The sequence below is a fragment of the Methylophaga sp. F7 genome, assembly GCF_056863975.1.
Genome location: NZ_CM166511.1, coordinates 2,599,016 through 2,624,121 on the forward strand (window position 1 = coordinate 2,599,016; position 25,106 = coordinate 2,624,121).

Annotated in this window: 27 protein-coding genes; 5 read left to right on the forward strand and 22 right to left on the reverse strand. The window is 45.8% G+C overall.

The features are described 5' to 3' along the window. Positions 1-39 precede the first annotated feature (39 nt). The 11 genes from AC08OG_RS13065 to AC08OG_RS13115 form a co-directional block, all read right to left on the reverse strand. Positions 40-1,212 (reverse strand): MalY/PatB family protein, encoded by a 1,173-nt coding sequence (locus AC08OG_RS13065; RefSeq protein ID WP_318989466.1) that lies wholly within the window; start codon positions 1,210-1,212, stop codon positions 40-42. Beyond that, positions 1,199-3,346 carry a 5-histidylcysteine sulfoxide synthase gene (ovoA, locus tag AC08OG_RS13070; RefSeq protein WP_482929710.1) on the reverse strand — a complete coding sequence of 716 codons (2,148 nt, stop codon included), beginning with the start codon at positions 3,344-3,346 and terminating at the stop codon, positions 1,199-1,201. The genes AC08OG_RS13065 and ovoA overlap by 14 nt, the downstream gene beginning before the upstream one ends. An 80-nt stretch (positions 3,347-3,426) precedes the next feature. After that, on the reverse strand, positions 3,427-3,993 hold the full coding sequence (locus tag AC08OG_RS13075) for a class II aldolase/adducin family protein (protein ID WP_292353469.1): 567 nt from the start codon (positions 3,991-3,993) through the stop codon (positions 3,427-3,429). Then, on the reverse strand, positions 3,986-5,209 hold the full coding sequence (locus tag AC08OG_RS13080; RefSeq protein ID WP_482929711.1) for a tetratricopeptide repeat protein: 1,224 nt from the start codon (positions 5,207-5,209) through the stop codon (positions 3,986-3,988). Before AC08OG_RS13080 ends, AC08OG_RS13075 begins: the two co-directional genes overlap by 8 nt. Before the next feature lie 2 nt (positions 5,210-5,211). After that, positions 5,212-5,919, reverse strand: a complete 708-nt coding sequence (locus tag AC08OG_RS13085; protein ID WP_292353467.1) for an energy transducer TonB — start codon at positions 5,917-5,919, stop codon at positions 5,212-5,214. Then, positions 5,891-6,298, reverse strand: a complete 408-nt coding sequence (locus tag AC08OG_RS13090) for an ExbD/TolR family protein (protein ID WP_226074860.1) — start codon at positions 6,296-6,298, stop codon at positions 5,891-5,893. Before AC08OG_RS13090 ends, AC08OG_RS13085 begins: the two co-directional genes overlap by 29 nt. 8 nt (positions 6,299-6,306) lie before the next feature. Continuing rightward, the gene (locus AC08OG_RS13095) at positions 6,307-6,819 is read right to left on the reverse strand and encodes a MotA/TolQ/ExbB proton channel family protein (RefSeq protein WP_292353466.1); all 513 of its coding nucleotides are present in this window, start codon (positions 6,817-6,819) and stop codon (positions 6,307-6,309) included. Further along, a complete protein-coding gene (locus AC08OG_RS13100; RefSeq protein ID WP_439504063.1) occupies positions 6,812-8,164 on the reverse strand; it encodes a MotA/TolQ/ExbB proton channel family protein in 1,353 nt (450 codons plus the stop codon). The genes AC08OG_RS13095 and AC08OG_RS13100 overlap by 8 nt, the downstream gene beginning before the upstream one ends. 5 nt (positions 8,165-8,169) lie before the next feature. Beyond that, the gene (locus tag AC08OG_RS13105; RefSeq protein WP_292400459.1) at positions 8,170-8,937 is read right to left on the reverse strand and encodes a DUF3450 domain-containing protein; all 768 of its coding nucleotides are present in this window, start codon (positions 8,935-8,937) and stop codon (positions 8,170-8,172) included. A gap of 332 nt (positions 8,938-9,269) precedes the next feature. Continuing rightward, complete coding sequence (locus AC08OG_RS13110) at positions 9,270-9,905, reverse strand: response regulator (RefSeq protein ID WP_292353463.1); 636 nt, start codon at positions 9,903-9,905, stop codon at positions 9,270-9,272. Then, the gene (locus AC08OG_RS13115) at positions 9,902-11,239 is read right to left on the reverse strand and encodes an ATP-binding protein (protein ID WP_292353462.1); all 1,338 of its coding nucleotides are present in this window, start codon (positions 11,237-11,239) and stop codon (positions 9,902-9,904) included. The genes AC08OG_RS13110 and AC08OG_RS13115 overlap by 4 nt, the downstream gene beginning before the upstream one ends. A 129-nt stretch (positions 11,240-11,368) precedes the next feature. Between AC08OG_RS13115 and hemL the strand changes: the two genes are divergently transcribed. The 5 genes from hemL to AC08OG_RS13140 all read left to right on the forward strand — a co-directional run bounded on the left by hemL (position 11,369) and on the right by AC08OG_RS13140 (position 16,714). Beyond that, a complete protein-coding gene (hemL, locus tag AC08OG_RS13120) occupies positions 11,369-12,655 on the forward strand; it encodes a glutamate-1-semialdehyde 2,1-aminomutase (protein ID WP_292353461.1) in 1,287 nt (428 codons plus the stop codon). Continuing rightward, positions 12,656-14,107, forward strand: a complete 1,452-nt coding sequence (gene sbcB / locus AC08OG_RS13125) for an exodeoxyribonuclease I (protein ID WP_439504061.1) — start codon at positions 12,656-12,658, stop codon at positions 14,105-14,107. A 28-nt stretch (positions 14,108-14,135) separates the two neighbouring features. After that, the gene (locus AC08OG_RS13130; RefSeq protein ID WP_439504060.1) at positions 14,136-15,647 is read left to right on the forward strand and encodes a B12-binding domain-containing radical SAM protein; all 1,512 of its coding nucleotides are present in this window, start codon (positions 14,136-14,138) and stop codon (positions 15,645-15,647) included. Positions 15,648-15,683: 36 nt separating this feature from the next. After that, the gene (locus AC08OG_RS13135; protein WP_482929712.1) at positions 15,684-16,205 is read left to right on the forward strand and encodes a hypothetical protein; all 522 of its coding nucleotides are present in this window, start codon (positions 15,684-15,686) and stop codon (positions 16,203-16,205) included. A 308-nt stretch (positions 16,206-16,513) separates the two neighbouring features. Continuing rightward, a complete protein-coding gene (locus AC08OG_RS13140; protein ID WP_482929713.1) occupies positions 16,514-16,714 on the forward strand; it encodes a DUF1289 domain-containing protein in 201 nt (66 codons plus the stop codon). Here AC08OG_RS13140 and AC08OG_RS13145 read toward each other — a convergent pair. From AC08OG_RS13145 to pqqA, 11 genes are all read right to left on the reverse strand, one after another. After that, positions 16,711-17,262 carry a hydrolase gene (locus AC08OG_RS13145; RefSeq protein WP_439504059.1) on the reverse strand — a complete coding sequence of 184 codons (552 nt, stop codon included), beginning with the start codon at positions 17,260-17,262 and terminating at the stop codon, positions 16,711-16,713. The genes AC08OG_RS13140 and AC08OG_RS13145 overlap by 4 nt on opposite strands. Before the next feature lie 21 nt (positions 17,263-17,283). Beyond that, complete coding sequence (locus tag AC08OG_RS13150; protein WP_482929714.1) at positions 17,284-18,600, reverse strand: TolC family outer membrane protein; 1,317 nt, start codon at positions 18,598-18,600, stop codon at positions 17,284-17,286. A gap of 9 nt (positions 18,601-18,609) precedes the next feature. After that, entirely contained in the window at positions 18,610-18,936 is a 327-nt protein-coding gene (locus AC08OG_RS13155) for a rhodanese-like domain-containing protein (protein WP_292353456.1), read from the reverse strand. A 15-nt stretch (positions 18,937-18,951) separates the two neighbouring features. Further along, on the reverse strand, positions 18,952-19,611 hold the full coding sequence (locus AC08OG_RS13160) for a protein-L-isoaspartate O-methyltransferase family protein (protein ID WP_439504057.1): 660 nt from the start codon (positions 19,609-19,611) through the stop codon (positions 18,952-18,954). A gap of 203 nt (positions 19,612-19,814) precedes the next feature. Next, positions 19,815-20,600 (reverse strand): ABC transporter permease, encoded by a 786-nt coding sequence (locus AC08OG_RS13165; RefSeq protein WP_292353454.1) that lies wholly within the window; start codon positions 20,598-20,600, stop codon positions 19,815-19,817. Further along, positions 20,597-21,529, reverse strand: a complete 933-nt coding sequence (locus AC08OG_RS13170; protein ID WP_292353453.1) for an ABC transporter ATP-binding protein — start codon at positions 21,527-21,529, stop codon at positions 20,597-20,599. Before AC08OG_RS13170 ends, AC08OG_RS13165 begins: the two co-directional genes overlap by 4 nt. Then, positions 21,519-22,712 carry a pyrroloquinoline quinone biosynthesis protein PqqE gene (pqqE, locus tag AC08OG_RS13175; RefSeq protein WP_292353452.1) on the reverse strand — a complete coding sequence of 398 codons (1,194 nt, stop codon included), beginning with the start codon at positions 22,710-22,712 and terminating at the stop codon, positions 21,519-21,521. Before pqqE ends, AC08OG_RS13170 begins: the two co-directional genes overlap by 11 nt. After that, positions 22,684-22,968: a pyrroloquinoline quinone biosynthesis peptide chaperone PqqD gene (pqqD, locus tag AC08OG_RS13180; RefSeq protein WP_292353451.1), complete on the reverse strand. Its 285-nt coding sequence runs from the start codon at positions 22,966-22,968 to the stop codon at positions 22,684-22,686. Before pqqD ends, pqqE begins: the two co-directional genes overlap by 29 nt. Further along, on the reverse strand, positions 22,965-23,693 hold the full coding sequence (gene pqqC, locus AC08OG_RS13185; RefSeq protein ID WP_292353450.1) for a pyrroloquinoline-quinone synthase PqqC: 729 nt from the start codon (positions 23,691-23,693) through the stop codon (positions 22,965-22,967). Before pqqC ends, pqqD begins: the two co-directional genes overlap by 4 nt. Before the next feature lie 20 nt (positions 23,694-23,713). Next, a complete protein-coding gene (gene pqqB / locus AC08OG_RS13190; RefSeq protein WP_292400490.1) occupies positions 23,714-24,628 on the reverse strand; it encodes a pyrroloquinoline quinone biosynthesis protein PqqB in 915 nt (304 codons plus the stop codon). A 139-nt stretch (positions 24,629-24,767) separates the two neighbouring features. Next, positions 24,768-24,839 carry a pyrroloquinoline quinone precursor peptide PqqA gene (gene pqqA / locus AC08OG_RS13195; RefSeq protein ID WP_081443609.1) on the reverse strand — a complete coding sequence of 24 codons (72 nt, stop codon included), beginning with the start codon at positions 24,837-24,839 and terminating at the stop codon, positions 24,768-24,770. Positions 24,840-25,106: the final 267 nt, after the last annotated feature.

Consider the following 25,106-nt stretch of genomic DNA (forward strand, 5'->3'; position numbering starts at 1 on the left):
TAAAATCTTTTGTTAAGTTCTACTGTTCTTAGTAAAGCTTCATTTCGCGCTTTCCCAGGCAGAAACGATTTGCTGACAGGCTTGTTCAATCATTGCCCTTGGCGCGGCAATATTCATTCGCATAAAACCACTGCCGGCATCGCCAAACATCACACCGGGGTTCATCGCCACACCCGCCTGTTGAACAAAAAAGCTTCTGAGTTGTTTGTCATTAAGCATTAGTTCACGGCAATCAAGCCATAATAAATAGGTTGATTGTAAATCCAATATTCGTATCTTCGGTAGCTTTTCAGCAAAAAATTGCTGTACCCAGTGGTAGGTTTGCTGCAGATACAACAACAGTTCATCCAGCCACTGTTCTCCATGCCGGTAGGCGGCTATCGTTGCTTCAATACTGAACGGATTGGCAGCACTGACATGCCAGGAGTTAAACACCGATTCAATCGCTTTTTTATGCTGATTATCAGGGACTATCAACATCGACATCCCAAGCCCGGCAATATTAAATGTTTTGCTGGCCGATACAGCGGTCACCATGGGCACATCATCCGCCAGTGTTGCCAACGGAATATGCTTCTGACCCGATAAGACCAGATCGGCATGAATTTCATCACTGACAATAATCAATTGATATTGCCTGGCAATATCCAGCAGCTGTTGCAGTTCAGACTCGCTCCACACCCGACCACCCGGGTTATGTGGTGAGCAAAGCAACAGCATTTTGGCCCCTGCTGCAGCCTGTTCGGCCAACTCAGCAAAGTTAATCTGATAATAATCATCCACCAGCTGCAATGGATTTAATAGCAGATTCCGCTGGGTCTCAGTCACCGCCGAGAAAAAGGGAAAATATACCGGTGGCTGGGCTATGACCTGATCATGCTTTTCGGTTAGCGCCATGATGGTGGCATGCAATGATGGCACGACTCCCGGACAAATCAGGATATGTTCAGCGTCAATATGCCAATGATGACGTCGTAAAAACCACTCCTGGGTGGCCTGATACAACGCTTCAGGATATTCACTGTAGCCATAAAGTGGATGCTGGGCCCTGACAGTCAACGCTTTTGTTACCGACTCAGGGGCAGCAAAATCCATATCTGCCACCCATAACGGAATGGCATCTTCGCGGCCAAACAATCGCTGGCGGGCATCGTATTTAAGGCTATACGTGCCGCTGCGATCTATTTGCTGATCAAAATCAATCTTCGACATTTCGACGTTCCCAGATAGTCACCTCTGACAGAGTATGCTGGAATTTACGTCGGGTTTCACGGAGTACGAATGGTTGCGAAAATGGCCCATCAATTAATTGAAAGTGATTTTCCAACACGCTTTTGATGCCATCAAGTGTGGAAAAGCTTTCTCCGTCTTTTTTGAATCCACCCAGCCAATTGGCTTTATCCGTGTGTTCTTCCAGCCATGTATAGGGCGAGGCTAACACTAACAAGCCCCCCACATTAATTCGTTCATGTATGTGTTTTAAAAATAATATCGGGTCATACAAGCGGTCTAGTAAATTAGCCGCTAAAATCAAATCATAGCCTTGGTAGACCGCTTTTAAATTACAGGCATCGCCCTGCATAAAATCAACTTTATGCGCGGTATCTTCCAAACCAAAGTTTTCCAACCGTTGTTCGCGATACAGTAATAAATCACCTTCATCGGCTATGGCATAACGAATGACGCCATCACGCTTGAGCTGGACACCGAGATTGATCAGCCGTGCCGAGAAATCAACCCCTGTGACCCGATCAAAATGCCTGGCTAATTCGAAACTGGCACGACCAACCGCACAGCCAAGATCAAGCGCGTGTCTTGCGGGTTTATCCCCCATCTTCTCAATAGCCATCCGGGCGATGGCTTTTTGAAAGTTAGGCACATCAAAATAACTTTCACCGTAGTGGAATTCAGCATATTCCGACAACATTTTGTCGGTTTCATAGTTAGAATCCAGATTCACCACTGGCGCATCCGATACCACATAACGGAATCCTGCATGCTGAAAAAAGTGACGTCTGAACGCATAACGGGATGATAAACGGCTTTCATTGCCACAGGAAATCCAGCTGCCACCTTTTATCAGATTATGTTTTCCATCATATGTCGGCGTGGTGAAATCATCATACAGGCGGTGAACCTGTGATCCATCGAATGGATAAATCGGCGTTTCAGTCCATTGCCAGACATTGCCTCTGACGTCATAAAAATCGCCCTGCGCAAAATGATTTACCGGACAGGAGGAGGCAAAATGATCCAAATGAATATTGGCGGGGGCTGCATTCTCGTCCAGTTCTTCGATACCAGCAACATCAACCAGACGATACCATTCATCCTCGGTAGGCAGGCGTACAGTTTCACCGGTTTGTTCAGACTTCCATGCACAGAATGCCTTGGCTTCATGATAGTTTACTTCTGCAGGCCAATCCCAGCGCATTGGCACAACCTCAGCCATTAACCGCAATTGCCAGCCCTGATCGGTTTTTAGCCAGAATGTGGGATATTCAGCTTGTGTAAATTCCCGCCATTGCAGCCCTTCCTGCTGCCAGTATTGTGACTGCTGGTATCCGCCCGCTTCAACAAAGGCTAAAAACTCATGATTACTGACCAGATATTTGGCAGATTGAAAGGCTGGTACTTCTGCCTGATGTTGACCATATTCATTATCCCAGCCGTAATACTCATCATCAAAGGACTTGCCCAGTTTTACCTGACCAGCATCCACTGGCAAAACTGTGTTCTCAGGAGCTGATCCGGAAATATCACATGCCGGCCACGCCGAATGCGGTTGTACCCACTGTAATTGCTGCTGACGAATTAATACTGATGAAGTTTCCAGATGGATCTGTTCATGTTCAATCCCCATCATGATGGCCCACCATGGGTTGTCCCAGTTGATAGGTAATTGCAGAGGGGCTTTTTGAATAAGCTGATTAACGACTTTTTTCACTTGTTGCCGATAGGCTTTTACTTCCGCTACTGAAGGCCAGTCATAATGATCATCATTAAGATCATCCCAGCTCATTTCATCCACACCAACCGCGAACATTGATTCAAAACGAGGATTGATGCGTTGAGTCAATAACCCGGCTAATAAAAGCTTATTAACAAAAAAAGTCGCCGTATGGCCGAAATAAAAAATTAACGGATGGCGAAGCGGAATACTTTTCTGATAATAGCCTTCTTCTGATTTCAAGTTGTCAAACAGCGATTCATAACGCTCAAAATTTGCATTGAAATAGGCAGCGAGTTCGTTGCGAATAGCTTCCGGCTCTTTTGCATTCAATCGTGGTGTACGTAAATATCTATGTTCTGAGTGGGAAAAAGATACGGCTTTTTCGGCAGTCATTGGTCAAAAATCCCTTTGAGGATAGCTGTAAGAATTTAATCTGACTTGTTTTGGACAAATAGGTTTCGCGTTAAAGCAGATTATAGCTGGGCAGCAAGCCAGGCCGTTTTGGCAGAAAGCTCTACCGAGCAGCTCCATTTATAGGCCAAATTGATGGTTTCCGCGCAGGCATAAACACCATGCCCCCGAACAATGACAACTTTATGACGGGCCAGCCCCTGCGCCACTGCCATTGGTGATTTCTCTATGTACTCGGCATAGTCAATTGAAATAACCGGGATGGTCGAAAAATAATACTGCCCTTCAAAATCCACCGGGATAAAATCTTCACCATTCATCGTCATCGCAATCGCATGCGGCCCATGACTATGAATAACGGCTCGAGTATTGGGATTATGCTGATAAGTTGCCAGGTGCAGCGGAGCATCCAGTGAGGCGCCTTCCCCGCATTGGCCGTCAATATCACAGGGCACCAGCATTTCCGGTGTCAAGGTATCGGCACAACAGCCTGTAGGCGTCACCCAAATCTGATTATGCCAGCGAAAAGAAGCATTGCCACTATGTGAATCGTTGCAACCGTATTGACGCAGCCAACGGTAATGTTGAACCAGTTGGGTTTTGAGTTCGGCCAATGAAGTTTCAGGCATCTTCGTTATCTTTACGGGTATTTTGCAGATGTCTTAACCATTGCGAAGCCTGATTACGGACTTCGGTGTAAGCCAGTGCACGATTAAGATGTTGCTCTGACTGCTGCATATTGCCCAAATGGTAGTTGACCATACCAGAGAGCATCCAGGCCTGGCCGCGTTTTGCTTCAGGTAATTTTTCCAGACTTTGCTGAAGCGGTCCAGCAGCTTCATCCCACTGTTCCATGCTGATAAATACTCTGGCCAGTTTCAGGTCGGTTTCGCCTGAGGAATCCATTGATTGCATTTGGGCTAACACCTGAGTGGCATTTTCATTTTCTCTGGCAGCTAACCAACTGTCAGCCAGTGATTCAAGATTTTTAAAATTACGCTCTATCACCCCATCATCCATAGATTTCTGCAGTAACTGGGCCGATTTATAAGGGATATTCAGATAGCGATACATATTTGCCAGGCGCAATACGGTGTCGTTGTCACCAAGATTCAGCCGCTTGGCCAGCATCTGTACGGCCAGCGAGGTCAGCCGTTTTTCCTGTTGGGCATAGAGAGCTGCCAATTGGTCCCAATAAGTTTTATTGACTGGAAAACGTTCAATCAGAATCTCCAGTACATTAATGGCTTGGTTGTATTGCTGCATTTCCATATGTGCAGACAATTGCAGTCGGTACCAATTTTCTTTCGGGGAATTATCACGCTGAATAGCAGTACGAATGGCCTCAACGGCATTGGTAAACTGATTTATCTGGTAATAGGCCGTTGCCAGTAACACATAGGCACTGCTGTTCGCCTGAGGTTCTTTGTTCAACCATTGTGTCAGCAGGTCGATGCCTTTCTGATACGCACCATCGCTGATTAATAACTGGGCAAGGTTATAGCGCAGATTGTGGGTGACATCCTCCGGCAGTGCATTCAGTGCGAGGGCATCTTCAAACTGTTCTGCTGCCAGTTGGTACTCTTCGGTTTCAGAGTATAAATACCCCAGAGTTTGCAAAACGACTGCTCTTTCGTAACTTCCTGCATCGGTTTCACCGACCAGCTTTTTCAAATCCGCTTCTGCCTGACGATATTGCTGCTGTTCCATTTTTTCCTGAGCAGCATTAAGCGATTTGTAGGTAGCTTCACTGAGCAGGTATTCATCTTCAGCCATTGAGGTTAATGGCAATGCAAGACAGGCAACCAGCGTCATCAAAGCGAATTTTTGCGTAAGTTTCTTCATGTTTACCTGGCCAACTTAAATTCGATTTCCTGGGTTGCTCGGCGTTCAACCGGCTCACCATCGACAACTTTAGGCTTGAATTTCCATTTGAGAATAGCCGTCTTCGCTGCATTATCAAATACATTCTCAGGACTGGCAGAAACCACTTCAGGATCTTTTACCCGGCCATCACGGGTGATGGTGAATACTACTGTCACCACGCCTTCAATACCCCGCCGCTGCGCGACACGTGGATAGTTCGGCGGAATTCGAACCAGTGGCACGACCTCATCATCCATCTGCGGTCCCTGCACCGGCGTAGGAGACGGCGCGGGTGCCGGTTCAGCACTGAAATCCCCCAGATAAGGCTGACCGGCAATATTCAATGGGACATCAATTTTTGGCATATCCATCTGCGGTTGTTGCACATCCGGCTGCGTCATTTTAGGAGCAGTAGTCGGCGTTGGTGGTGGCGGCTCTTCCGGCGGTGGTGGTTTTTTGGGGATTTCACGCTTGATTGTTTCAGGTTGGGTTTCTTCCTGTTTCAAACGCACAAAGTCCAGCACCAGTATTTCATTATCATCCCGATAAAGACTGCTATCTGATGTGGTCATTTCTTTCATCAAGGTGAACAAGCCATAATTGACCAAAATCGCCAGCAATAACCCAATAAAGATACGCATAGAAGGTGATTCTCCGCGACTAGTCTCGTTCAGCAGCAATTGAGACATTCGCAACTCCCGCCAAACGTGCCTGATCCATGACTTCAATCAATAAGCCGGTTTTGGCTTCTTCATCAGCCAGAATAATGACTGAACCTTCCGGGTTTTCCGCGTACATACGCTCTACATTGGCACGCACTGCACGACGATCTATCTGTCGTTGATCCATCCAGATTTCATCATTTTCACGTATCGATATCAGGATATTAGCGCGTTCTTTCTCCACTGCTGTTTTTGCCGATGGGCGGTTTACATCCACCCCGGTTTCTTTCACAAAAGAAGTGGTCACAATAAAAAAGATCAACAGGATAAACACCATATCAATTAATGGTGTCATGTTGATTTCAGCTATACCGCCACTTTGACGGCGGGAATGTCGTTTTCGCATAAACTTTCCTAATCTCTGCGTAGGGCGTCAGCCACGTTATTTACTTCTCTGGCAACACGCTGTTCCAGCTGAGTAATGAAATAGAGCCCTGATAAAGCGGTCAGCAAACCACCCATCGTTGTTATTAATGCCACTGAAATACCACCGGCCATACCACGTGTGTTGCCGGTTCCAAATACAGTCATGACATCAAAGGTCTGAATCATGCCATTTACCGTGCCCAGCAATCCCAGCATCGGTAACGCCACTGTCAGGGTACGAATCAGAATCAGAAAACGCTCCAGCATCACCTGACTTTCAGCAATCATGCCCTGACGGATTTGCTGGGCATACCAACTGGCCAGATCATCTCGCTGATGCCACTCATCCATCATCTTGCGAACTTCACGCGGATGCAGAAACCAAATAAACACATAGCGCTCGATAATCAACGTCCACATCAGAATAGACGCCAGCAGAATAAGCCACAGCACGGTGCCGCCGCTTTCCATCAGCAGTTGTATCTGAAATAGATTATCCATCGCGTTGCAAAGTTTTTGTTTCAGCGTTACGAGCAACGATTGCTGCACTTTCTTCATCAAGGATCTGAATCAAACGATTACTTTTGCTCGATAAAGCGCTATGAATTAATAGAATAGGAATCGCAACGGCCAAACCAAGTTCCGTGGTGACCAGAGCCTGTGAAATACCACCAGACATCAGTTTCGGATCACCGGTACCAAACAGCGTAATCGACTGGAAGGTTTCAATCATGCCGGAAACTGTACCCAATAAACCCAGCATCGGCGCGACTGCGGCCAAAATCGCCAAGGTAATCAGGCCACGCTCGATACTTGGCGTTTCTCTGAGGATAGCTTCATCCAGCTTAAGTGAAAGAGTTTCCACATCCTGAGCAATCTTGTCACTGTAAACCGACAGGATCCGTCCCAGTGGGTTTTTCATATTCAATTCCTGGGTCTTCTGTTGTTTACTGACCCCCCGTTCCATACGCATCAACGTTACGAAACGAATCAGTGCAATCAACAACCCAATTGCTCCCAGGATCAGAATGATGTAACCAATCCAGCCGCCTTGTTTAATGCGTTCTTGCAAATTAGGTGTTTGCACCAGCAAGGCCATGATCGCACCCCGCGTCGGGTCTACTACAGCAGTTTTTAAAGCTCCGGCTTCACTAGTTTCAAACTCTTCCATAAGATCGCGAAGGCGCTCAACTGGTTGTCTGGCTAATTCCACCAGATTACGATTTTCTGGCATATAACGCAGAAACTTGCCATCACTGAAGGCAGTAAACACACCTATCCGAGTCACATTACGATCAGCAACTTCACCATTTGCCGTGATCACCTGAGCGGGAAACTGTACTACTTTGCCCGAATGCGTCATTTCATGTTGCAACACTAACCACAGCTCACGTAACTCATCGATACTAGGCTGTTGTTTACGTTCACTTAATTCCGTCAAAAAAGCGATTCGTTCTGGATATTGCACACTGGTCATTGAAGATTCAATCACTGCACGACTGTCATTGGCCATTTGACGAACCGTACCAAACAACTCACCCAGTGAGCCGGAACGTTCTTGTAATAAGGACTCCTGTTCCGCTAATTTGAATTCGTTTTCTTCAAACTGTTCATTCAATGTTTCGGTACGACGTTCTTCGGCAGCTAAGTCTGCTTTGGCTTGTTGCAACAACTCGGCCTGACGATCACGTGCTTCAAGAAATTCTGTTTCACGAATGCGATTCTGTTCCTGTTCTATTACACGTTCACGCTTGACCTGTTCCAGCAACTGATCGAGATTGGCTGGTTTATCAGCGGCCATGACAGTAAGAGGCAAGGCCATTAAGGAAATAATAAAAATAGACATGCTTCTCATTGGTTTGCCTCTGGCGTTTTGACCGGCAGGGTTAATAAATCAGGTGGCAATTGTTTACGTGCCACTTTCAGACCCTGAATAACAGATTGAACAGAATCACGTGGAAGCTGCTGCCAGCTTTGAGTTTCCTGATCCCACATACCGGCTTCCATTTGATCCAATGTCAGGTAATACAAGCCGACACGGCCAACTCTGAGAAAATCCACGGTACGATTTCGATCTTCGGTATCCAGTTCACCTTGATAGGCTTCAAGGGTACGACCATATTCTGTCTCCACCTGATAGGCTTCCAGAATACGGCGGTATTTTTCTGACAGATTCACATCCGCGCGATCCATCATCTCTTTCAACTGTGCTACGCGGCTGTTACGTTCTTCAGGTAAAAATGGCGTATCCAATTCCACGAATTGTTCAAGCACTTCGACCATTTTAATCATCAACGGCGTGATATCACGTTGGGTGGTATCAATATTCGCTAACTGCTCTTCGATTAATACCAGTTCGTCCTGTTGAGAAGAAACCAGCTGTTCAAGTTGGCTGTTATAAGCCGCCAGACTCTCTTTCTGATTGAGCACACTGCGATATTCCGCCAGCAGTTCACGGGTTTCATCATCAAGACTATCAATTTGCTGCTGAGTACGCTGGGCGGCAATATCAGTCTGAACCTGTTGGTCAACAGCTTGATCCAATGCGCCAGCATAGGTGAATGAAGGCACCAACCAGATGCCCAGCAGGCAGCATAGTCGGCTGAAATTAAATTGCATAAAATTTTCCTTGTGTTACCGGATGTCGGCGGTGGAAATGAAAGCGACATCTTATCAAGAGAATACGCACAGTGGGAAGCCTAAATGCGATCTCTTATCATTTAGACGAATAAGTTGGAAAAAAGTGCAAATGACAGGCAAAAAAAAGCCAGACCCAAGGGTCTGGCTAAAACCTTCATAGAAGGAGAGAGAAATATAAGACTATAGAAGCTGAACATTCCTATGGACTTGTTACAAATAGTACTGAACGCAAGACCATTCGCCATGAGCGACTTCTCCTATTAAAACGGGAATATGTTCCTTTTCAAAAACATACAAGCAAAAGCAGGGCTTTACGACGATAAACCATGGCTTATTGCAAAGCGCATTAACTCAGCTGTTTTGTTGATATCCAGCTTACCTTTAATCTGTGTCAGGTTATTTGCGACAGTTTTATAACTAATACCTAACACGTCGGAAATTTCATTCATACTTTTACCTTCACCCAGTAAACGTAATATCTCCAGTTCACGACGGGAAAGATCACTTAAGGCACTGGTACCGGCATCAATATTCAACATCGCCAGCTGCTGCGCCATATCAGGGCTCAGATAAATTTTACCTTCCAGCACTTTACTGACCGCTTCGACCAGATGATCAGCGGCATTGTTCTTGGTGATATAACCGCGTGCTCCAGCCTGCATGGCACGGGAAGCAAAAACCGGATCTTCATGCATGCTGAACATTAACACCTTGGCCGTGTCGCGATTGGCCCGGATGCGGCGTAATACTTCCAAGCCACCGACACCAGGAAGTGTGATATCCAGTAATACCATATCGGGATACAACTCCTGAAACAGTCGGTAGCCTTCTTCTCCAGTTTCAGCTTCTACAACTTTGGCCGATGGAATTTGCTGAATCAATTGCCGACAGCCCGCTCTGACAATCGGATGATCGTCTACCACTAGGATTGTGATGTTCTGTTTCATTTTTTATTTTCACTCTTCAAAGGGATCATTACCCGTACCTGCAAACCCTGGCCTTCGGCAGTATCAAACGCAATCTTACCACCTAATGCCGAGACCCTTTCACGCATTCCGATTAAACCAAAACCTTTGACTGCAGAAGTATCCAAACCCTTACCATCATCGGTAACCGTTACTTTTATATGTTGTTTCTCACGCTTCACTTCAACCCGCACATGGCTGGCTTCAGCATGGCGGACACAGTTGGTGGTACATTCCTGCACCACTCGATAAACCGTCACTTGCAGAGTGTCTGGGAGTCCCGTGAAATCTCCAATAAAATCCCATTCCCAATCAATTTCAGGCTGACGATCCCGCCAGTTGTGCAACATATCACGTAAGGCTTCTGCCAGCCCCAGATCATCAAGCGTCATGGGCCGCAAGCGGCTGAGCATTTTACGAACCAAAGACTGAATATGGCTGGTAATTAATTTGACCGAGCTGACTTTTTCTTCGACGTCCGGCAATTTGTTTTCAATGGCAATGCGTTCAATTTCTGCAAGATCCACTCGAATACCAAACAGACATGGGGCCAACTCATCGTGCAGTTCACGCGCCAGATCACGCCGTTCAGATTCCTGCAAGGTCAGCATATTGCCCGCCAAAGCATGGTTTTCAGCCATTGTGGTATCCAACACATCAGCCATATGATTGAAACGAATCTGAATCGGCTTTAACTCCTTGGCGCCTCCTGTATCAACGCGCGCATGAAAATCACCTTTCTCAAGCCTGCCCAATGCATCGGCTAATTGCTGCAACGGCCTTAAACCGTGTAATAACGCCATATAAATAAGAGTGGATATTACCGTCAGAAAAAACAGTCCCAGCAATAGCAGGGTTTCCATATCCCGCCATACTTCAGTGACTTCATCACTTGGATCGGCCTCAACCACCAGATAACCATACGATTGACTGCCACGGGTAATAAGTCGTCGGAACGCCACCGCTTCAGGTTCCATCAAACGGATAAACCAGTCCGGCGCATCCGGCCGGTTGGTAAACGGTACTCCCTCTTCATGGCCGATTAACGGTTGGCCGTTCATGTCTTCAAACCAGGCGCGGATGTGTCTTGTATGACGCACACTGTCAACAATCAGGGTTACCCGCTCGCTCAAGTCGTTGGAAAAACGTAAGGTCGGCAAGGCATTGATCAATAATCCACGTGCTAACTGAGTACTGGATGCCATTTCGGCCGCGACTGCCTGACGGGCATTCTGAATCATAAAATAGCCAGCGGCGACAAAGTTGAATACCAGGATCAAGGTTACAATGATCAATAAACGCAGTTTCAGGCTCATGTCGGGTCAGTTATCTCGCTGTGATAGGCTAAGGCCTATTGAACTTTCATAGCCGACATTGTTTGTTGTGACTATGAGGAATCAAATTGACCTACAATTATCGCACATCATCAAATCAGGACTCTGTAAATGCAAGCGCAAAGCAATCAACAACTTTTCCTTCAGGCTCAAAAACATATCCCGGGTGGCGTCAATTCACCCGTCCGTGCATTCAAAGGTGTCGGCGGTGATCCGGTATTTTTCAGCAGCGCAAAAGGCGCCTGGCTTACCGATGTTGAAGGTAAAAATTATATTGATTATATCGGCTCATGGGGACCAATGATTGCCGGTCATGCGCATCCGCAAGTTATTGAGGCCGTTCAGCTAATGTGTGCAAACGGTCTGGGATATGGCGCGCCCACAGCAATTGAAACTGAAATGGCGGATTTACTCTGTGAATTAGTGCCTTCAATGGAAATGGTGCGTATGGTCAGCTCCGGTACTGAAGCGACCATGAGTGCCATTCGTCTGGCTCGCGGCCATACCGGTCGTGACAAAATCGTTAAGTTTGAAGGCTGTTACCACGGTCACGCAGACTCGTTATTAGTCAAAGCTGGCAGTGGTGCATTAACCCTAGGAGAACCTTCTTCTGCTGGAGTGCCTAAAGCGATTGCCGAGCACACCATTACCTTACGCTACAACGATATGGATTCAGTCAAACAATGTTTTGCTGAAATCGGTGATCAGGTTGCCTGCATTATTGTCGAGCCGGTTGCCGGAAATATGAACTGTATTCCACCGATTCCGGGATTTCTCAAAGGTTTGCGCGAAGTCTGTGATCAATACGGCAGTCTGCTGATTTTTGATGAAGTCATGACCGGTTTCCGGGTCGCTTTGGGCGGTGCGCAGCAACATTATGGAATCAAGCCTGATCTCACTACGCTGGGTAAAGTAGTCGGTGGTGGTTTACCGGTTGGAGCTTTTGGTGGACGTAAAGATGTGATGCATTCTATTGCACCGCTTGGTCCGGTATATCAGGCAGGTACATTATCAGGGAATCCAGTAGCAATGGCAGCTGGCCTTGCAACTTTGAAGCTGGTACAACAACCCGGCTTTCATGATCACCTCAGTCAACAGACAGCTAAATTAGCTAATGGCTTGAAACAAAAAGCCGATGCGGCCGGTATTCCGATGAGTATCAATTATGTGGGTGGCATGTTTGGCTTTTTCTTTACCGAAGAAGCCAACATTGAGTTTTTTGAGCAGGTCACCCAATGTGATCAGGAACGTTTTAAAAAGTTTTATCACGGCATGCTGGATCGTGGGGTCTATCTTGCACCTTCAGCATTTGAAGCAGGCTTTGTCTCTGCTGCACATGGTGATGATGAAATTGAAGCCACTCTGGCAGCAGCAGAGCTGGTTTTGGCGAGCTTATAAATGAATACGCTGTACTGGCACGATTATGAGACGACTGGCACCGATCCACGATTTGATCGGCCACTACAGTTCGCCGGCGTGCGCACCGATGAAGATCTGAATATCATCGGTGAACCATTGATGATTTACTGCAAACCGGCAGCCGATGTATTACCGCATCCAATGGCGAGTTTAATAACGGGCATCACGCCACAGAAAGCACAACAGGAAGGCCTGACTGAGGCCGAATTCATTAAACAAATTCATGATGAACTGTCACAGCCAGGTACCTGCGGTGTGGGCTATAACAGTTTGCGATTTGATGATGAATTTACCCGCTTCGCCCTGTTTCGTAATTTTTACGATGCCTATGCCCGCGAATGGCAAAACGGTAATTCACGCTGGGACATTATTGATATGGTGCGTCTCACCCGGGCTCTTCGTCCGGATGGAATCGAGTGGCCTAATCGTGAAGACGGCCAGCCCAGTTTTCGTCTGGAAGCCTTAACTGCTGCAAACGGTATTGAACATCAGGGCGCGCATGATGCGTTAGTGGATGTGTATGCCACAATCGCGTTGGCAAAACTAATTAAAGATCGTCAGCCAAAACTGTATGACTATATTTATCAGTTACGCCGAAAACAGCAGCTCGCTCCGTTATTGAACCTGCATCAGGCGGATCCGGTATTGCATACCTCACGCATGTACCCTTCTGAATATTGCAATACGGCACTGGTAGTGCCACTAGCCAAAGAACCAAACAACAATAATGGGGTGATTGTTTATGATCTGCGCCATGATCCTTCGGCTTTACTGGAGCAGGATGCCGATACCATTCGGCAATGGTTATTTACCCCAACCAAAGATCTCCCCGAGGGTATTTCGCGTCCGGCAATCAAAACCGTGCATATCAATAAATGTCCGGTCATTGTTCCTGCAGCTACGCTGGATGATGCTGCTGCCGAGAGGCTGCAGATTGATCGGGAATTAAGTCATAAACATCTGCAACTTCTACGTGAGGCTGGTGAATCATTACAGCAAAAATTGCAGAAAGTTTTCAGTCAGAAATCATTTGATGAGATAGACGATGTTGATGCCAGCTTATATGGCGGCGGTTTCTTTGATGACAGCGATAAAAACAAAATGACCCTGATCCGCGAAGCGGCTCCTGATCAATTGGGCACGTTATCGATACCTTTTAACGATTCGCGATTACCGGAAATGCTGTTTCGCTACCGAGCGCGTAACTGGCCCGAATCATTAAATGAAAGTGAAGCAGAACAATGGCAGCAATTCTGTCGGACCAAATTAACTGCAACTGCATCGCCTGGACTTACATTTGAAAAATTTAATGCTGCTTTAGCGGAGTGTCGGCAGCAAGAGCTCACCGCAACCCAACAGCAAACTTTGGACGACTTGCAACGTTATGTCACTGAGCAACAAATCGCATTAGGAATGAACAGTTCTAATTGAACAGCCGCGTTTGATTTACAATGTGCACATGTCAACTACTGCCAAAATCCTGCTCACCACCCTGAATGCCCGTTATATGCACTCGGCATTTGGTTTGCGTTATTTATATGCCAATCTGGGTGAGCATCAATCCGCCGCCGAACTGATCGAATTCACTATTCAGGAACAACCGCTGAGCATTGCTGAAAAATTGCTTAGTTATCAGCCTGAGGTTATCGGTTTCAGTGTGTATATATGGAATGTCAGTGAAATTGAAGCCGTTGTTGCCTTATTAAAATCGATTAAGCCTGAAATTCGCATTATTCTCGGTGGCCCGGAAGTCAGTCATTCACCTGATTTGCCAAAAGTTTGTGAGCTGGCTGATTATGTGATTGCCGGACCCGGTGAACAGGATTTTCGTGAGCTTTGCGAAAAATTACTGACCAATGATAATCCTGCAACTAAATATATTGATGGCCGAGCAACACCACTGGAACAGTTGATTCTGCCTTATCGTTTTTACAATGATGAGGATATTCGTAACCGGTTGATCTACGTTGAAGCTTCCCGTGGCTGTCCATTTAAATGTGAGTTTTGTTTATCGGCTTTGGATAAAACCGCGACGGCCTTTCCACTCGATGAATTTCTCGCTGAAATAGATCAGCTGTGGCAGCGTGGTGTGCGAAATTTTAAATTTATAGACCGTACCTTTAATCTGAAAATCACCACCAGCATTGCCATTCTGGAGTTTTTCCTGGAACGCATGAGCGATGATTTATATCTGCATTTTGAAGTGGTGCCGGATAACCTACCGGATAAATTGAAATCGGTGTTACAGAAATTTCCGCCCAACAGCCTGCAATTTGAAATTGGTATTCAGACCTTTGACAGCGAAATCCAGGAACGAATCAGCCGCAAGCAGAACAACGATAAGAGCAAAGACAATATTCGCTGGTTGCGTGAACATAGCGGTGCACATTTACACACCGATCTGATCTTCGGTTTGCCCGGCGATACTCTGGAAAATTTTGCTGACAGCTTTGATCAATTAATCGCATTGAATCCTCATGAAATTCAGGTCGGCATTCTCAAACGTCTGCGCGGCGCGCCATTGAACCGGCATAATGAACCCAGTGATTTACGCTTTAATCCTCTGCCGCCGTATAACCTGCTCAGCAGCCGTGAAATCGACTTTATCACTATGCAACGGGTCAATCGTTTTGCTCGTTACTGGGATTTGATCGGTAACTCAGGACGCTTCATCAATACCCTGCCGTTGCTGCTTGATGATCAACCGTTCTGGCATTTCATGACCTTGTCAGATCAGATTTATCAGCGTACTGGTCAAACTGCCAAAATTGCCTTGAAACGTCTTTTTGAACTGATTTATGTTGTGCTGACAGAAGATATGCATCAACCGGTTGAATTGGTCAAAGATCATCTGCGGCTGGATTATGCCCGTGCCGGTCTTAAAGGCCAGCCGGATTATGAAGCGCTGCCAACGTTAAACAAACCTGCCAAAGTCGGTATGGCCAATAAACGCCAGCGGTTTCATGCTTGAGCTTGGAAACATTGATAAAAATACAGTTGATCACTCATGAAAGAATCTACAATCGAGATTGAAGATTTAGACAAAACAAAGTTTTGCAAAAAATTAAGAGGCCGTATCTTCCATGTAACTTATGCTAAAAATCTCGAAAAAATCAAACAAACGGGTTATATCTTAGTAAATCTTGATTGTAATTTGACAACAACTTTCGGGAATTCTCAGAATTCATTTTTCAGAAAAAAAGGATGCGTTTCTGTCTTTGACTACGAATCCTCTACAGAGGAAAAATGGATGGAACATATGTGGAAATGCAACCCTCTTGGGCCGGATAAAGATGCTCTTGCATTCTTATTTTTGACAGAAGAAGCAAATGCTAATTTAATTCGGTGGGAAGAAGCAAAACATGAATGGATTGCAGAAAGAGTTGTCCCATATGTAGAGGCTGGTTATAAAGGAAACATTCCTTTGTCCAACATTTCTGAAATTCTTATCGTTAAAATAAAAAATGATAATACTGAAGGTCTAGCCTACAAGTTGAAGCAGGCTCGAAACAAAAGAATCTCTGGGTAATTGCTTCAAGAACTTACCCCCCCTGTTGTGCTGACGAGTAGTACAGTTTTGTCTGGATCACGGACAGCCACTGTTTGAGCGCAGCGAGTTTGGCTGGACGCCAGACAAAGCGAGCAACGCAGTGAAGCCGCAGGCCAGCACAAGGGGTGCCTTTTCTTTTGGTTCGTTTTCTTTGGGCATTCAAAGAAAATGAACTCGACGTTAAGTCGAAAAAGTCAGCTTTAGGTTATTTATTCGCAAACTCAACGCCATACACCAAGCCTCGCAACTCACATTAAACATCATAAAATGAATTAAACTACCGCACTATGAACTCAGATAAATCATTCACTCCCAGCCCCTGCATTGGCAAATGCGGTCTTGATACACAGGATATCTGTCGGGGATGTTTTCGGACGATGGATGAGATATTACGCTGGGAAAATATGAGTGAAGCGGACAGGCAGCTAACGGTAATCAACTGTAAAGAAAGGCGGCAGCGTAGAGCTAACGCACAGCGCAACCGTTAGACAATCAATTTGGCCAGTGTTTTAAATTCTGCATGGCTGGCATCGCCAAGCCATTCAAACAGCAGCGATTCCACATTACTAATGACCACGCCGGCATGGCGCATGCGTTGAATAGCATTGTATTGATTGGATTTTGAACGGGAGCAGACGCCATCTTCCGCCACATGAACACTGAAGTTTTCAGCCTGTAACGCTAAAGCAGTTTGCAGTACACATATATGCGTTTCCATTCCCACCAGAATAACCTGCTGACGGTTAGTTGCAGCCAGTTGAAAGCGGAAATCCTCAGATTGCAGGCAGGAAAAACAGGTTTTCTCAATCGTTTTGGTGCCTAAGGGCAAATTATTCTGTAAATCTGACTCTGTAGGTCCAAGTCCTTTGGGGTATTGTTCCGTCACAATAACCGGAATATTCAGCACCTTGGCGGCAGAAAGTAAAATTCTAATCTGTTTAATAAGGCGCTCACGTACTCCATCAGGCATGGCCTGAGCTAATTTCAGTTGAACATCAATTATCACTAAAACACTGTTTTCAGAATTTGCCATCATGGCAATAACCACTCCTCAGGTTCAGGGTACCAGCCATTGGTTAATTTGCTCGATATCATTCACGCTGACAATACCAGCAGCTTGTTTGAGTCTTAACGTATTGACGACATATTCATAGCGGGAGCGGGAGTAATCACGTAATGCGCTGAATAATTCTCGACGCGCATTCAAAACATCTACGGTTGTCCTTGTGCCGACATCAAAACCCGCTTCAGTCGACTCCAGTGCCTTTTGATTGGAATATACCGCCTGCTGCAGCGCATTGACCCGGCTAACGCCTGACATGACGCTGTTATAGGCGGCACGGGTCTGACGTATAATTGCTCGCCGCTGTTCTTCTTCATTTTGCATGGCTTCATCCAACCTGAAACTGGCTTCGCGAGTCCTTGAATTAACAACACCACCTGCATAGATAGGAATATTGATCTGCAACCCCAGAATTTTCTGATACGTTTTATTGCTACCACTCAAATTGCTGTCACTTTGAGAGGTGTAACCCTTCTGCGCGACCAAATCCAGCGTTGGGTAATGACCACTACGTTCAAATTCTATATTTTCCTTGGCCAGTCCAACATTACTATTGGCAGAGAGTAATACCGGATTCATGACGATTGCCTGCTCACTCCACTCATCAATATTTTCTGGCTCAGGCTTGACCAGAGGGGTTTCTTCCTTTAATTCAGCCAGTTCACTGGGATATTGACCGGCGGTTTCCCGTAAAGCCTCGCGAGCATTTGCCAATAAGTTTTCAGCTTCAATAACGGCGGCAGTTGCCAGATCATAAGCCGCCCGGGCTTCGGTGACATCAATAATAGTAGCCAAGCCAACTTCAAATCGCTGCTCAGCTTGCTCAAGTTGTTTTTCAATGGCTTCAAGTTCTGCCAATGCAAAGCTTAAATCATCTTCGGCACCCAAAACAGCGAAGTAGCGCTCAGCCACACGAACAATCAAATCCTGCTCGACAAATTGATAATCCGCTGTAGCGCCTTCAATCGCAATAGTTGCCTGCCGTGATTGTACAAAGTTGTTACGTCGATAAATCGGCTGCACCAGACTCAGTGTATAACCATGATCGTTATATTCGCTGGAGCCACCAAAACGTTGGGAAGAGCTGTCTGTCCATACTTTACTGTTGTTAGCGACCATATCCACTTGGGGCAAAAAGGCTGCATCAGCTTGATCTTCTAATTCACTCGTGGCAAGAAGCGACGCTGCCTGTGCCATTAATATCGGATCGCTCTGGACAGATAAATTATATATATCGACCAGATCCTGAACCGCCCATGCCGGCCTGGAAAATACTGCTGCGAAAAAAACTGCAATAAACAGCGTTTTCATTATCTATCCTTAATAAACTCTCATATTTTTGTCGATCTGCGCTGCCCAGGCATTCATGCCACCTTCGAGATTTATGACGTCGGTAAAACCCAATTGTTCTAAATATTGACCGACTTGTGCGCTGCGTTGGCCTGAACGACAAATCAACACAATCGGACTGTCTTTTTCAGATTCAAGTTCTTCAACATGTACCGGAATACTGTTCATTGGCATATGTTTCGCATTTTCCAGCATGCCATTGGCAAGTTCGTGTGCTTCACGCACATCAATCAGAATCGCTTCCTGTGCGTTTTCCTGCAAAAACTCATTTAATTGAGTTGCTGACATTTGTTTCATAACAAGCTCTCTGGGTTAAAAGTTAAATTCTGGTTTGGTTTCAGCATGCACCAATGGTGCGACCACCGTTTCAAATAAATTCTCTGTTTGCCATTGCCACTCGCCTGTGCGAGTAATGCGTTGCACATGCATTGCAGGTGCCTGCCCGGTGATAGCGACTAAATGGCCACCGACTTTGAGTGCATGGAGGTAATCTTCCGGTACCTGCTGACAGCTGGCTGTCAGGACAATAACATCAATGCGATCTGCCAATTTCCAGCCGTGACTGGCATCACCACACTGCAAGTTTACATTTTGTAAGCCTGCAGCTTCCAATCGTGAACCCGCCAAAGTGGACAATTCTGCAAAATATTCAATACTAATGACGTTTAATGACAGTTGTGCAATCAATGCTGTAAAAAATCCACTGCCGGTACCGACTTCCAGCACCGAATCAGATGGTTTTAATTGCAGAAATTGCAATATTCGCCCCTCTTCCAGCGGTGTCCACATAAACTGACCACAGCCAATTGGTAATCTTGTGTCTGAATACGCCAGCGCTTTGTAATCATCCGAGACAAACTGTGCCCGATCAATTTGCTGTAATGCCTTCAAAACTTCAGGATTGGAAACTTCATTGGGCCGCACTTGCTGCCAGACCATATTGGAATGCGCTGAATTCATGGTGAATGTCATGGATAATTCCTAAGTGGTTGCCGCTTGTTTTTATCAATCGGCTAGGATATGACCTTTCCAAAAGCGGTGCAACCGCATCTGCATTGAAGATGCCCGCTGCTAATTGCTATCTGACCACTGCTGTATGCAAGGTATACGAAGCAGAATTTGATTGTTCATGGATAACGAAGTTTATAAGCAAAAGAAGTGCTGGAGTATTAACTTTAACTGCGCTTGGTCGCCCGATGAAATAACGGTTCATGAACTGATTCTCGTGAAAAGCGCCAGCAGGCAATGGCAATCGCAGCCGCAGAAAATGTAACAAGAACCGTCATATCTGTCCAAATCGAAAAATCAGACTGGGCTCCGGGAACGGCATGTTTTAAAAGATCTACGCCATAACTGAACGGATTAACCAGCACCACATAGCGCAGGAAATCAGGCAGCTGACTCACTGGATACAACGCCCCGCTCAGGAAAAACACCGGGAAGATAAAGAAATTCATGATGACCGCAAAGTTATCCAATGTTTTGGAAAATACTGCAATCAAACCGCCCATCGACGCACAGGCCACTGCTGTTAGTAAAGCAGGTGGAATTAATAATAGGGCAATCTGTAAATCAATCAAGCCGATCAGTAATAGAATAATTAACAGTAATAAAGCCTGCACCATGGCAGTAATTGTCGCAGCAATCAGTTTGGATAATACGATCCAGTAATGTGCAACCGGTGCGATCATCATCATTCGCATCACACCAAATTCTTTGTCATAGACCAAAGTTAAGGCCGATAGCAATGCCGCAAATAATAACGTCATGGCCAATACGCCAGGCACCAGAAACTGTAGATAGCCCTCCTGCTGCGCACCACTAAGCATGCTGCCAACACCCGAACCAATCACCAGTAACCAGATCATCGGACGTACCATTGAGCTGAATAAGCGGGCTTTTTGACGAAATAATTTTGTCAGCTCTCGACCTACAACAGCTTTAACTGGTAACCAACTCATGCTGACTGCTCCTGTTCGGGGGGACAGACTTTCCACAGATACACATCATTGAGATTGGGTTTACGCCAACGCATCGCCGTAATGCTGTCTCCCAAGGATTGTTGTAAAGAGTGAAGATCTGTCTCGGCATCCTTTATGAGAAAGCTTAACTGTTCATCCTCAATAATGGGTTTGCCAAACTGTGGTGTTAGTTTGGTAACCACCGGCTCAATATCCACAGTTTCAATTTCCAGTACATAAGCCGCCAACTGACGCATCAAATCAACTGGTTTCCCCCCTTTTTGTAATACGCCCCGCTGAATGAAATCAACATGATCACAGGCTACGGCTTCTTCAAGGTAATGGGTAGTTAAAAAGACTGTCATGCCGTGATCTCTGCGCAACTGTTCGACAAATCGCCAAATAGAACGTCGATTCGGCAGATCCAGACCAATGGTTGGTTCATCAAGGAATAATACTTGCGGCTGATGCAATACACCGCGGGCAATATCCACGGCTCGACGCTGTCCACCGGAAAGCGCCAGCAATTTGGCATTACGACGTGAACCTAAATTAAAGACGGCAAGTAATTCTTCGATACGTTCGTTGGCCTGTTTTTTAGTCATGCCATACAACGCTGCAGCAAATTGCAGATTTTCATCCACCGTCATGGTGCGATCCAAAGCAGAATCCTGAAACACTAAACCGACCAACCCCCGAATTGCCACCGGATCAGCCGAGATGGACTGATTGGCAATCCAGGCTTCACCAGCTGATGGAGAAGTCATAGTGGTGAGCATATGGATGGTAGTACTTTTGCCAGCGCCATTCGGGCCTAACAAGCCATAACATTGACCCGCTTTGACCTGCAGATCCAGTCCATTAACGACAACGGCCTGACCATATTGTTTGGTCAGGCCGCTGGTTTTTATCGCAAACTCAGAACCCACTGATTTGTTTCGAGTTTTTCGGGTTACGGAACACCAATGGCTTGGCAACTTCAGTTGATTTTTCAGACTCCCTGCGACCACGTTCAATTGCTTCATCAACCACATGACGATCAGGTGACTTACTGCAAACAGGATCAGCCATCGCGGGATCGCCTGTCAGCATATACGCCTGACAACGACAGCCACCAAAGTCTTTTACTTTCTCATCACAGCTGCGGCAAGGCTCTTTCATCCAGTCAAAACCACGGAAGCGATTAAAGTCATTTGAATCTTCCCAAATTTCCTTCACGCTAGTATCGCGAACATTTGGCAATGTCATCCCAGGTAGCTCACGTGCCGCATGGCAAGGTAATGCAGTACCATCTGGAGTGACCGTCAAGAATACATTGCCCCAGCCATTCATACAGGCTTTCGGACGGTCTTCATAATAGTCTGGCACAACATAATAGATCTTCATGTTGCCTTTTTGCTGTTCCTGATACTCATGCGCAATGCGCTCAGCACGAACCAGCTGCTCTTTCAAAGGCAATAATTGATCACGGTTATGCATCGCCCAGCCGTAATATTGAGTGGTGGCCAGCTCGACATAATCTGCATCCAGATTGATTGCCAGATCCAGGATTTCGTCGATTTTATCTATATTCTGCCGATGGGTAACAAAACACAGAACCATCGGATAACCCGCCGCTTTAACCGCTTTGGCCATTTCAATTTTATGTTGAAAGGCATCAGTACCCGCAATCAGGTTATTCAAATCTTCTGAGCTCGCTTGGAAACTGACCTGGATATGATCCAGTCCCGCCTCTTTAAATGCTTTTGCTTTGCTGGCATCCAGCCCGATACCGGAAGTAATCAGGTTGGTGTAAAAACCTAAATCCCGTGCTGCACGAATCAATTCGATGATATCGGGACGAACCAAAGGTTCACCTCCGGATAATCCCAGCTGTGTTGCCCCCATTGCCCGAGCTTGTTTGAATACATCAATCCATTCTTCGGTGGTCAATTCGCTTTTGATTTTGGCGAAATCCATCGGGTTTGAACAATACGGGCACTGCAAAGGGCAAGCATAAGTCAGCTCTGCCAATAGCCATAAAGGCTGTCGGATAGCATCACGTACATTCATCCCCAGAGCACCACCGGTGCTGCCGGGTGCTTTATTCTGCTCTGATCCAGTCGTTGCCATGTGCTTCCTCCAAAAACTGATAGACATCATCGTCTAAATCTGCGCCATCAAAGGCGACTTTAAGTTCAGCAATTAATTCGCTGACGGTTTGTTTTTTCTCACTGATGCGTTTCAATATTTCACCAGCCGCAGGATTCAGTTTGACCATACCTTCGGGATACAATAAAACATAACAATCCTGCATGGGCTCCCATTGAAAGCGGTAACCTAGTGCCAGTACCGGCACACTGTCTGCGTTAAATACGCGATTTGTCATTTTTCAACATCCATACAATAAGGTGGGCGATCTTCAATATACGCCATCCACATTGCATCCAACATGGTCCACAAGATATCCAGCTTGAACTGCAACAGATCCAGCGCACGCTGTTGTTTCTCGCGTGTATCACAATAATCCAGCGTGATTTGCAGGCCGTGTTCTACATCACGACGCGCTTCACTTAACCGTTTACGGAAATAACGGTAACCGCGCTCATCTATCCACGGATACATTTCCGGCCAATTGTCCAAACGTGCCTGATGAATTTTTGGTGCAAACAATTCGGTTAAAGAAGAGCCGGCAGCTTCCTGCCAAGGTGCACGGCGAGCAAAATTGACATAGGCATCAATTGCGAAACGCACACCCGGTAAAACATGTTCATAGGAAGTCAGTTCCTGACGCGTCAGGCCTACGGCTTCTCCCAGTTGCAACCAAGCTTCAATACCACCTTCCTGGCCTTCAAAACCATCGTGATCCAGAATGCGTTGTACCCAGTGTTTACGTACCTCGGCATCTTCACAGTTGGCCATAATCGCCGCATCCTTAATAGGAATCGCGGTTTGGTAATAAAAGCGGTTTGCTACCCAACCCTGAACCTGTTTCTGATTCAACTTACCCGTATGCATCAATTTATGGAACGGATGATTGATGTGATAGAACTGCTCTTTATCACGCAGCTTTTGTTCGAATTCTTCTTTTGACCAAGGTGTGTTGTCAGCCATCGTTTGCCCTTTCCCGATTGTTATAGCTCAATATCCATACCATCATATGCCAACTCAATTCCTGCGTTGTTCAGCACCTGACGTTCTGCCGATTCTTCATTAAGGATCGGATTAGTGTTATTAATATGAATCAAAATCTTGCGGGGACGTTCCATCGAATTTAAAAAACTGATGGTGCCGCCATCTTCAGACTGATTAATATGGCCCATTTCCTGAGCCCGTTTATCACTGATGCCTTCTTTTGACATCTCGTCATCGGTCCATACCGTGCCATCCACCAGAACTACATCAGCATTACGCATAAATTCAAGTACGTGATCTTCAACTACCCCAAGACCCGGCGCATAAAATACATTTTTACCAGTACGGGTATCTTCAACCCGAATGCCTACATTGTCTCCTGGCACGGTGTTATGGCGATGCGGTGAGTAAGGGGGCGCTTCACTCTTTAAAGGCACTGCAGTAAATATCAGGCCTGGTGCTGCCGGGATGGTAAATGATTCTAAATCAGTTTTTATTTCATGCCAGTTTATGCCACGAAAATGACCAAGAATATTAAATACCGGAAACCCTGTAGTCAGATCATCATGTACTGCTTCAGTGCAGTAGATATCCCATGGTTTATTATGTTCACGTAATGTCAACAGACCAGTTACATGGTCAATCTGAGCATCAGTAATCAATATGGCTTTGATAGCGGTATCACGAACTTCTCTTGCCGGCTGCAGTGCCGGAAAATCATCCATCTGTTTTTTGATATCCGGTGAGGCATTAAACAAAATCCAATCCACACCATCTGAGCTGATGGCAATTGAGGATTGTGTACGTCTGCTTGCTTTTACTGTTCCTTCACGCACACCTTTACAGTTATTGCAGTTGCAATTCCATTGTGGAAAGCCTCCGCCGGCTCCTGATCCCATGACATGTATGTGCATATTTCTCTTTCCTGTCGACTATTCAGCAAATCACACTGATTTATTAAAGATAGTCATCGTAACGTAAAGCAGTCTGATTTGCTGGTCGGTTGAAGATGCCCGGGGGATAAACCCCGGACACATATCTGGTCGTTAAATCTTAACGGTTGCAGATATACATGGTTACTTCAAAACCGAAACGCATGTCTGAATATTCTGGTTTAGTCCACATAATAATTTCCTCTCTATTAATTGTAAGTAAAACCGTCTGAACTATTCACACGGTAGGTGAATGTTACGGTGATGTGGAATAAGTAGCGTCAGCAATTGACGCCTTGGGGTTCAGGATTTTCCTGAATGGGTGCCAGGAAAAATAGCCTGATTTTGTTTGATGGAAGTGACTTTAGATTTTTAAAGTAAGATAACTTTGTTTCAGGCAAAAAAAAACCCGACATCAACGATGCCGGGTTCTTAATTTTACTTAACTGTCTATTTATTA

Excerpts from the sequence above, each read along its gene's own strand:
- ovoA (WP_482929710.1), bottom strand. The coding sequence starts at position 3,346 with ATGACTGCCGAAAAAGCCGTATCTTTTTCCCACTCAGAACATAGATAT.
- AC08OG_RS13165 (WP_292353454.1), bottom strand. The coding sequence starts at position 20,600 with ATGAGTTGGTTACCAGTTAAAGCTGTTGTAGGTCGAGAGCTGACAAAA.
- AC08OG_RS13145 (WP_439504059.1), bottom strand. The coding sequence starts at position 17,262 with ATGATGGCAAATTCTGAAAACAGTGTTTTAGTGATAATTGATGTTCAA.
- pqqC (WP_292353450.1), bottom strand. The coding sequence starts at position 23,693 with ATGGCTGACAACACACCTTGGTCAAAAGAAGAATTCGAACAAAAGCTG.
- AC08OG_RS13075 (WP_292353469.1), bottom strand. The coding sequence starts at position 3,993 with ATGCCTGAAACTTCATTGGCCGAACTCAAAACCCAACTGGTTCAACAT.
- hemL (WP_292353461.1), top strand. The coding sequence starts at position 11,369 with ATGCAAGCGCAAAGCAATCAACAACTTTTCCTTCAGGCTCAAAAACAT.
- AC08OG_RS13090 (WP_226074860.1), bottom strand. The coding sequence starts at position 6,298 with ATGCGAAAACGACATTCCCGCCGTCAAAGTGGCGGTATAGCTGAAATC.
- AC08OG_RS13160 (WP_439504057.1), bottom strand. The coding sequence starts at position 19,611 with ATGACATTCACCATGAATTCAGCGCATTCCAATATGGTCTGGCAGCAA.
- pqqD (WP_292353451.1), bottom strand. The coding sequence starts at position 22,968 with ATGACAAATCGCGTATTTAACGCAGACAGTGTGCCGGTACTGGCACTA.
- AC08OG_RS13155 (WP_292353456.1), bottom strand. The coding sequence starts at position 18,936 with ATGAAACAAATGTCAGCAACTCAATTAAATGAGTTTTTGCAGGAAAAC.
- AC08OG_RS13105 (WP_292400459.1), bottom strand. The coding sequence starts at position 8,937 with ATGCAATTTAATTTCAGCCGACTATGCTGCCTGCTGGGCATCTGGTTG.
- AC08OG_RS13115 (WP_292353462.1), bottom strand. The coding sequence starts at position 11,239 with ATGAGCCTGAAACTGCGTTTATTGATCATTGTAACCTTGATCCTGGTA.
- sbcB (WP_439504061.1), top strand. The coding sequence starts at position 12,656 with ATGAATACGCTGTACTGGCACGATTATGAGACGACTGGCACCGATCCA.
- AC08OG_RS13135 (WP_482929712.1), top strand. The coding sequence starts at position 15,684 with ATGAAAGAATCTACAATCGAGATTGAAGATTTAGACAAAACAAAGTTT.
- AC08OG_RS13150 (WP_482929714.1), bottom strand. The coding sequence starts at position 18,600 with ATGAAAACGCTGTTTATTGCAGTTTTTTTCGCAGCAGTATTTTCCAGG.
- AC08OG_RS13100 (WP_439504063.1), bottom strand. The coding sequence starts at position 8,164 with ATGTCTATTTTTATTATTTCCTTAATGGCCTTGCCTCTTACTGTCATG.
- AC08OG_RS13095 (WP_292353466.1), bottom strand. The coding sequence starts at position 6,819 with ATGGATAATCTATTTCAGATACAACTGCTGATGGAAAGCGGCGGCACC.
- AC08OG_RS13065 (WP_318989466.1), bottom strand. The coding sequence starts at position 1,212 with ATGTCGAAGATTGATTTTGATCAGCAAATAGATCGCAGCGGCACGTAT.
- AC08OG_RS13110 (WP_292353463.1), bottom strand. The coding sequence starts at position 9,905 with ATGAAACAGAACATCACAATCCTAGTGGTAGACGATCATCCGATTGTC.
- AC08OG_RS13140 (WP_482929713.1), top strand. The coding sequence starts at position 16,514 with ATGAACTCAGATAAATCATTCACTCCCAGCCCCTGCATTGGCAAATGC.
- pqqE (WP_292353452.1), bottom strand. The coding sequence starts at position 22,712 with ATGGCAACGACTGGATCAGAGCAGAATAAAGCACCCGGCAGCACCGGT.
- AC08OG_RS13130 (WP_439504060.1), top strand. The coding sequence starts at position 14,136 with ATGTCAACTACTGCCAAAATCCTGCTCACCACCCTGAATGCCCGTTAT.
- AC08OG_RS13080 (WP_482929711.1), bottom strand. The coding sequence starts at position 5,209 with ATGAAGAAACTTACGCAAAAATTCGCTTTGATGACGCTGGTTGCCTGT.
- AC08OG_RS13085 (WP_292353467.1), bottom strand. The coding sequence starts at position 5,919 with ATGTCTCAATTGCTGCTGAACGAGACTAGTCGCGGAGAATCACCTTCT.
- pqqB (WP_292400490.1), bottom strand. The coding sequence starts at position 24,628 with ATGCACATACATGTCATGGGATCAGGAGCCGGCGGAGGCTTTCCACAA.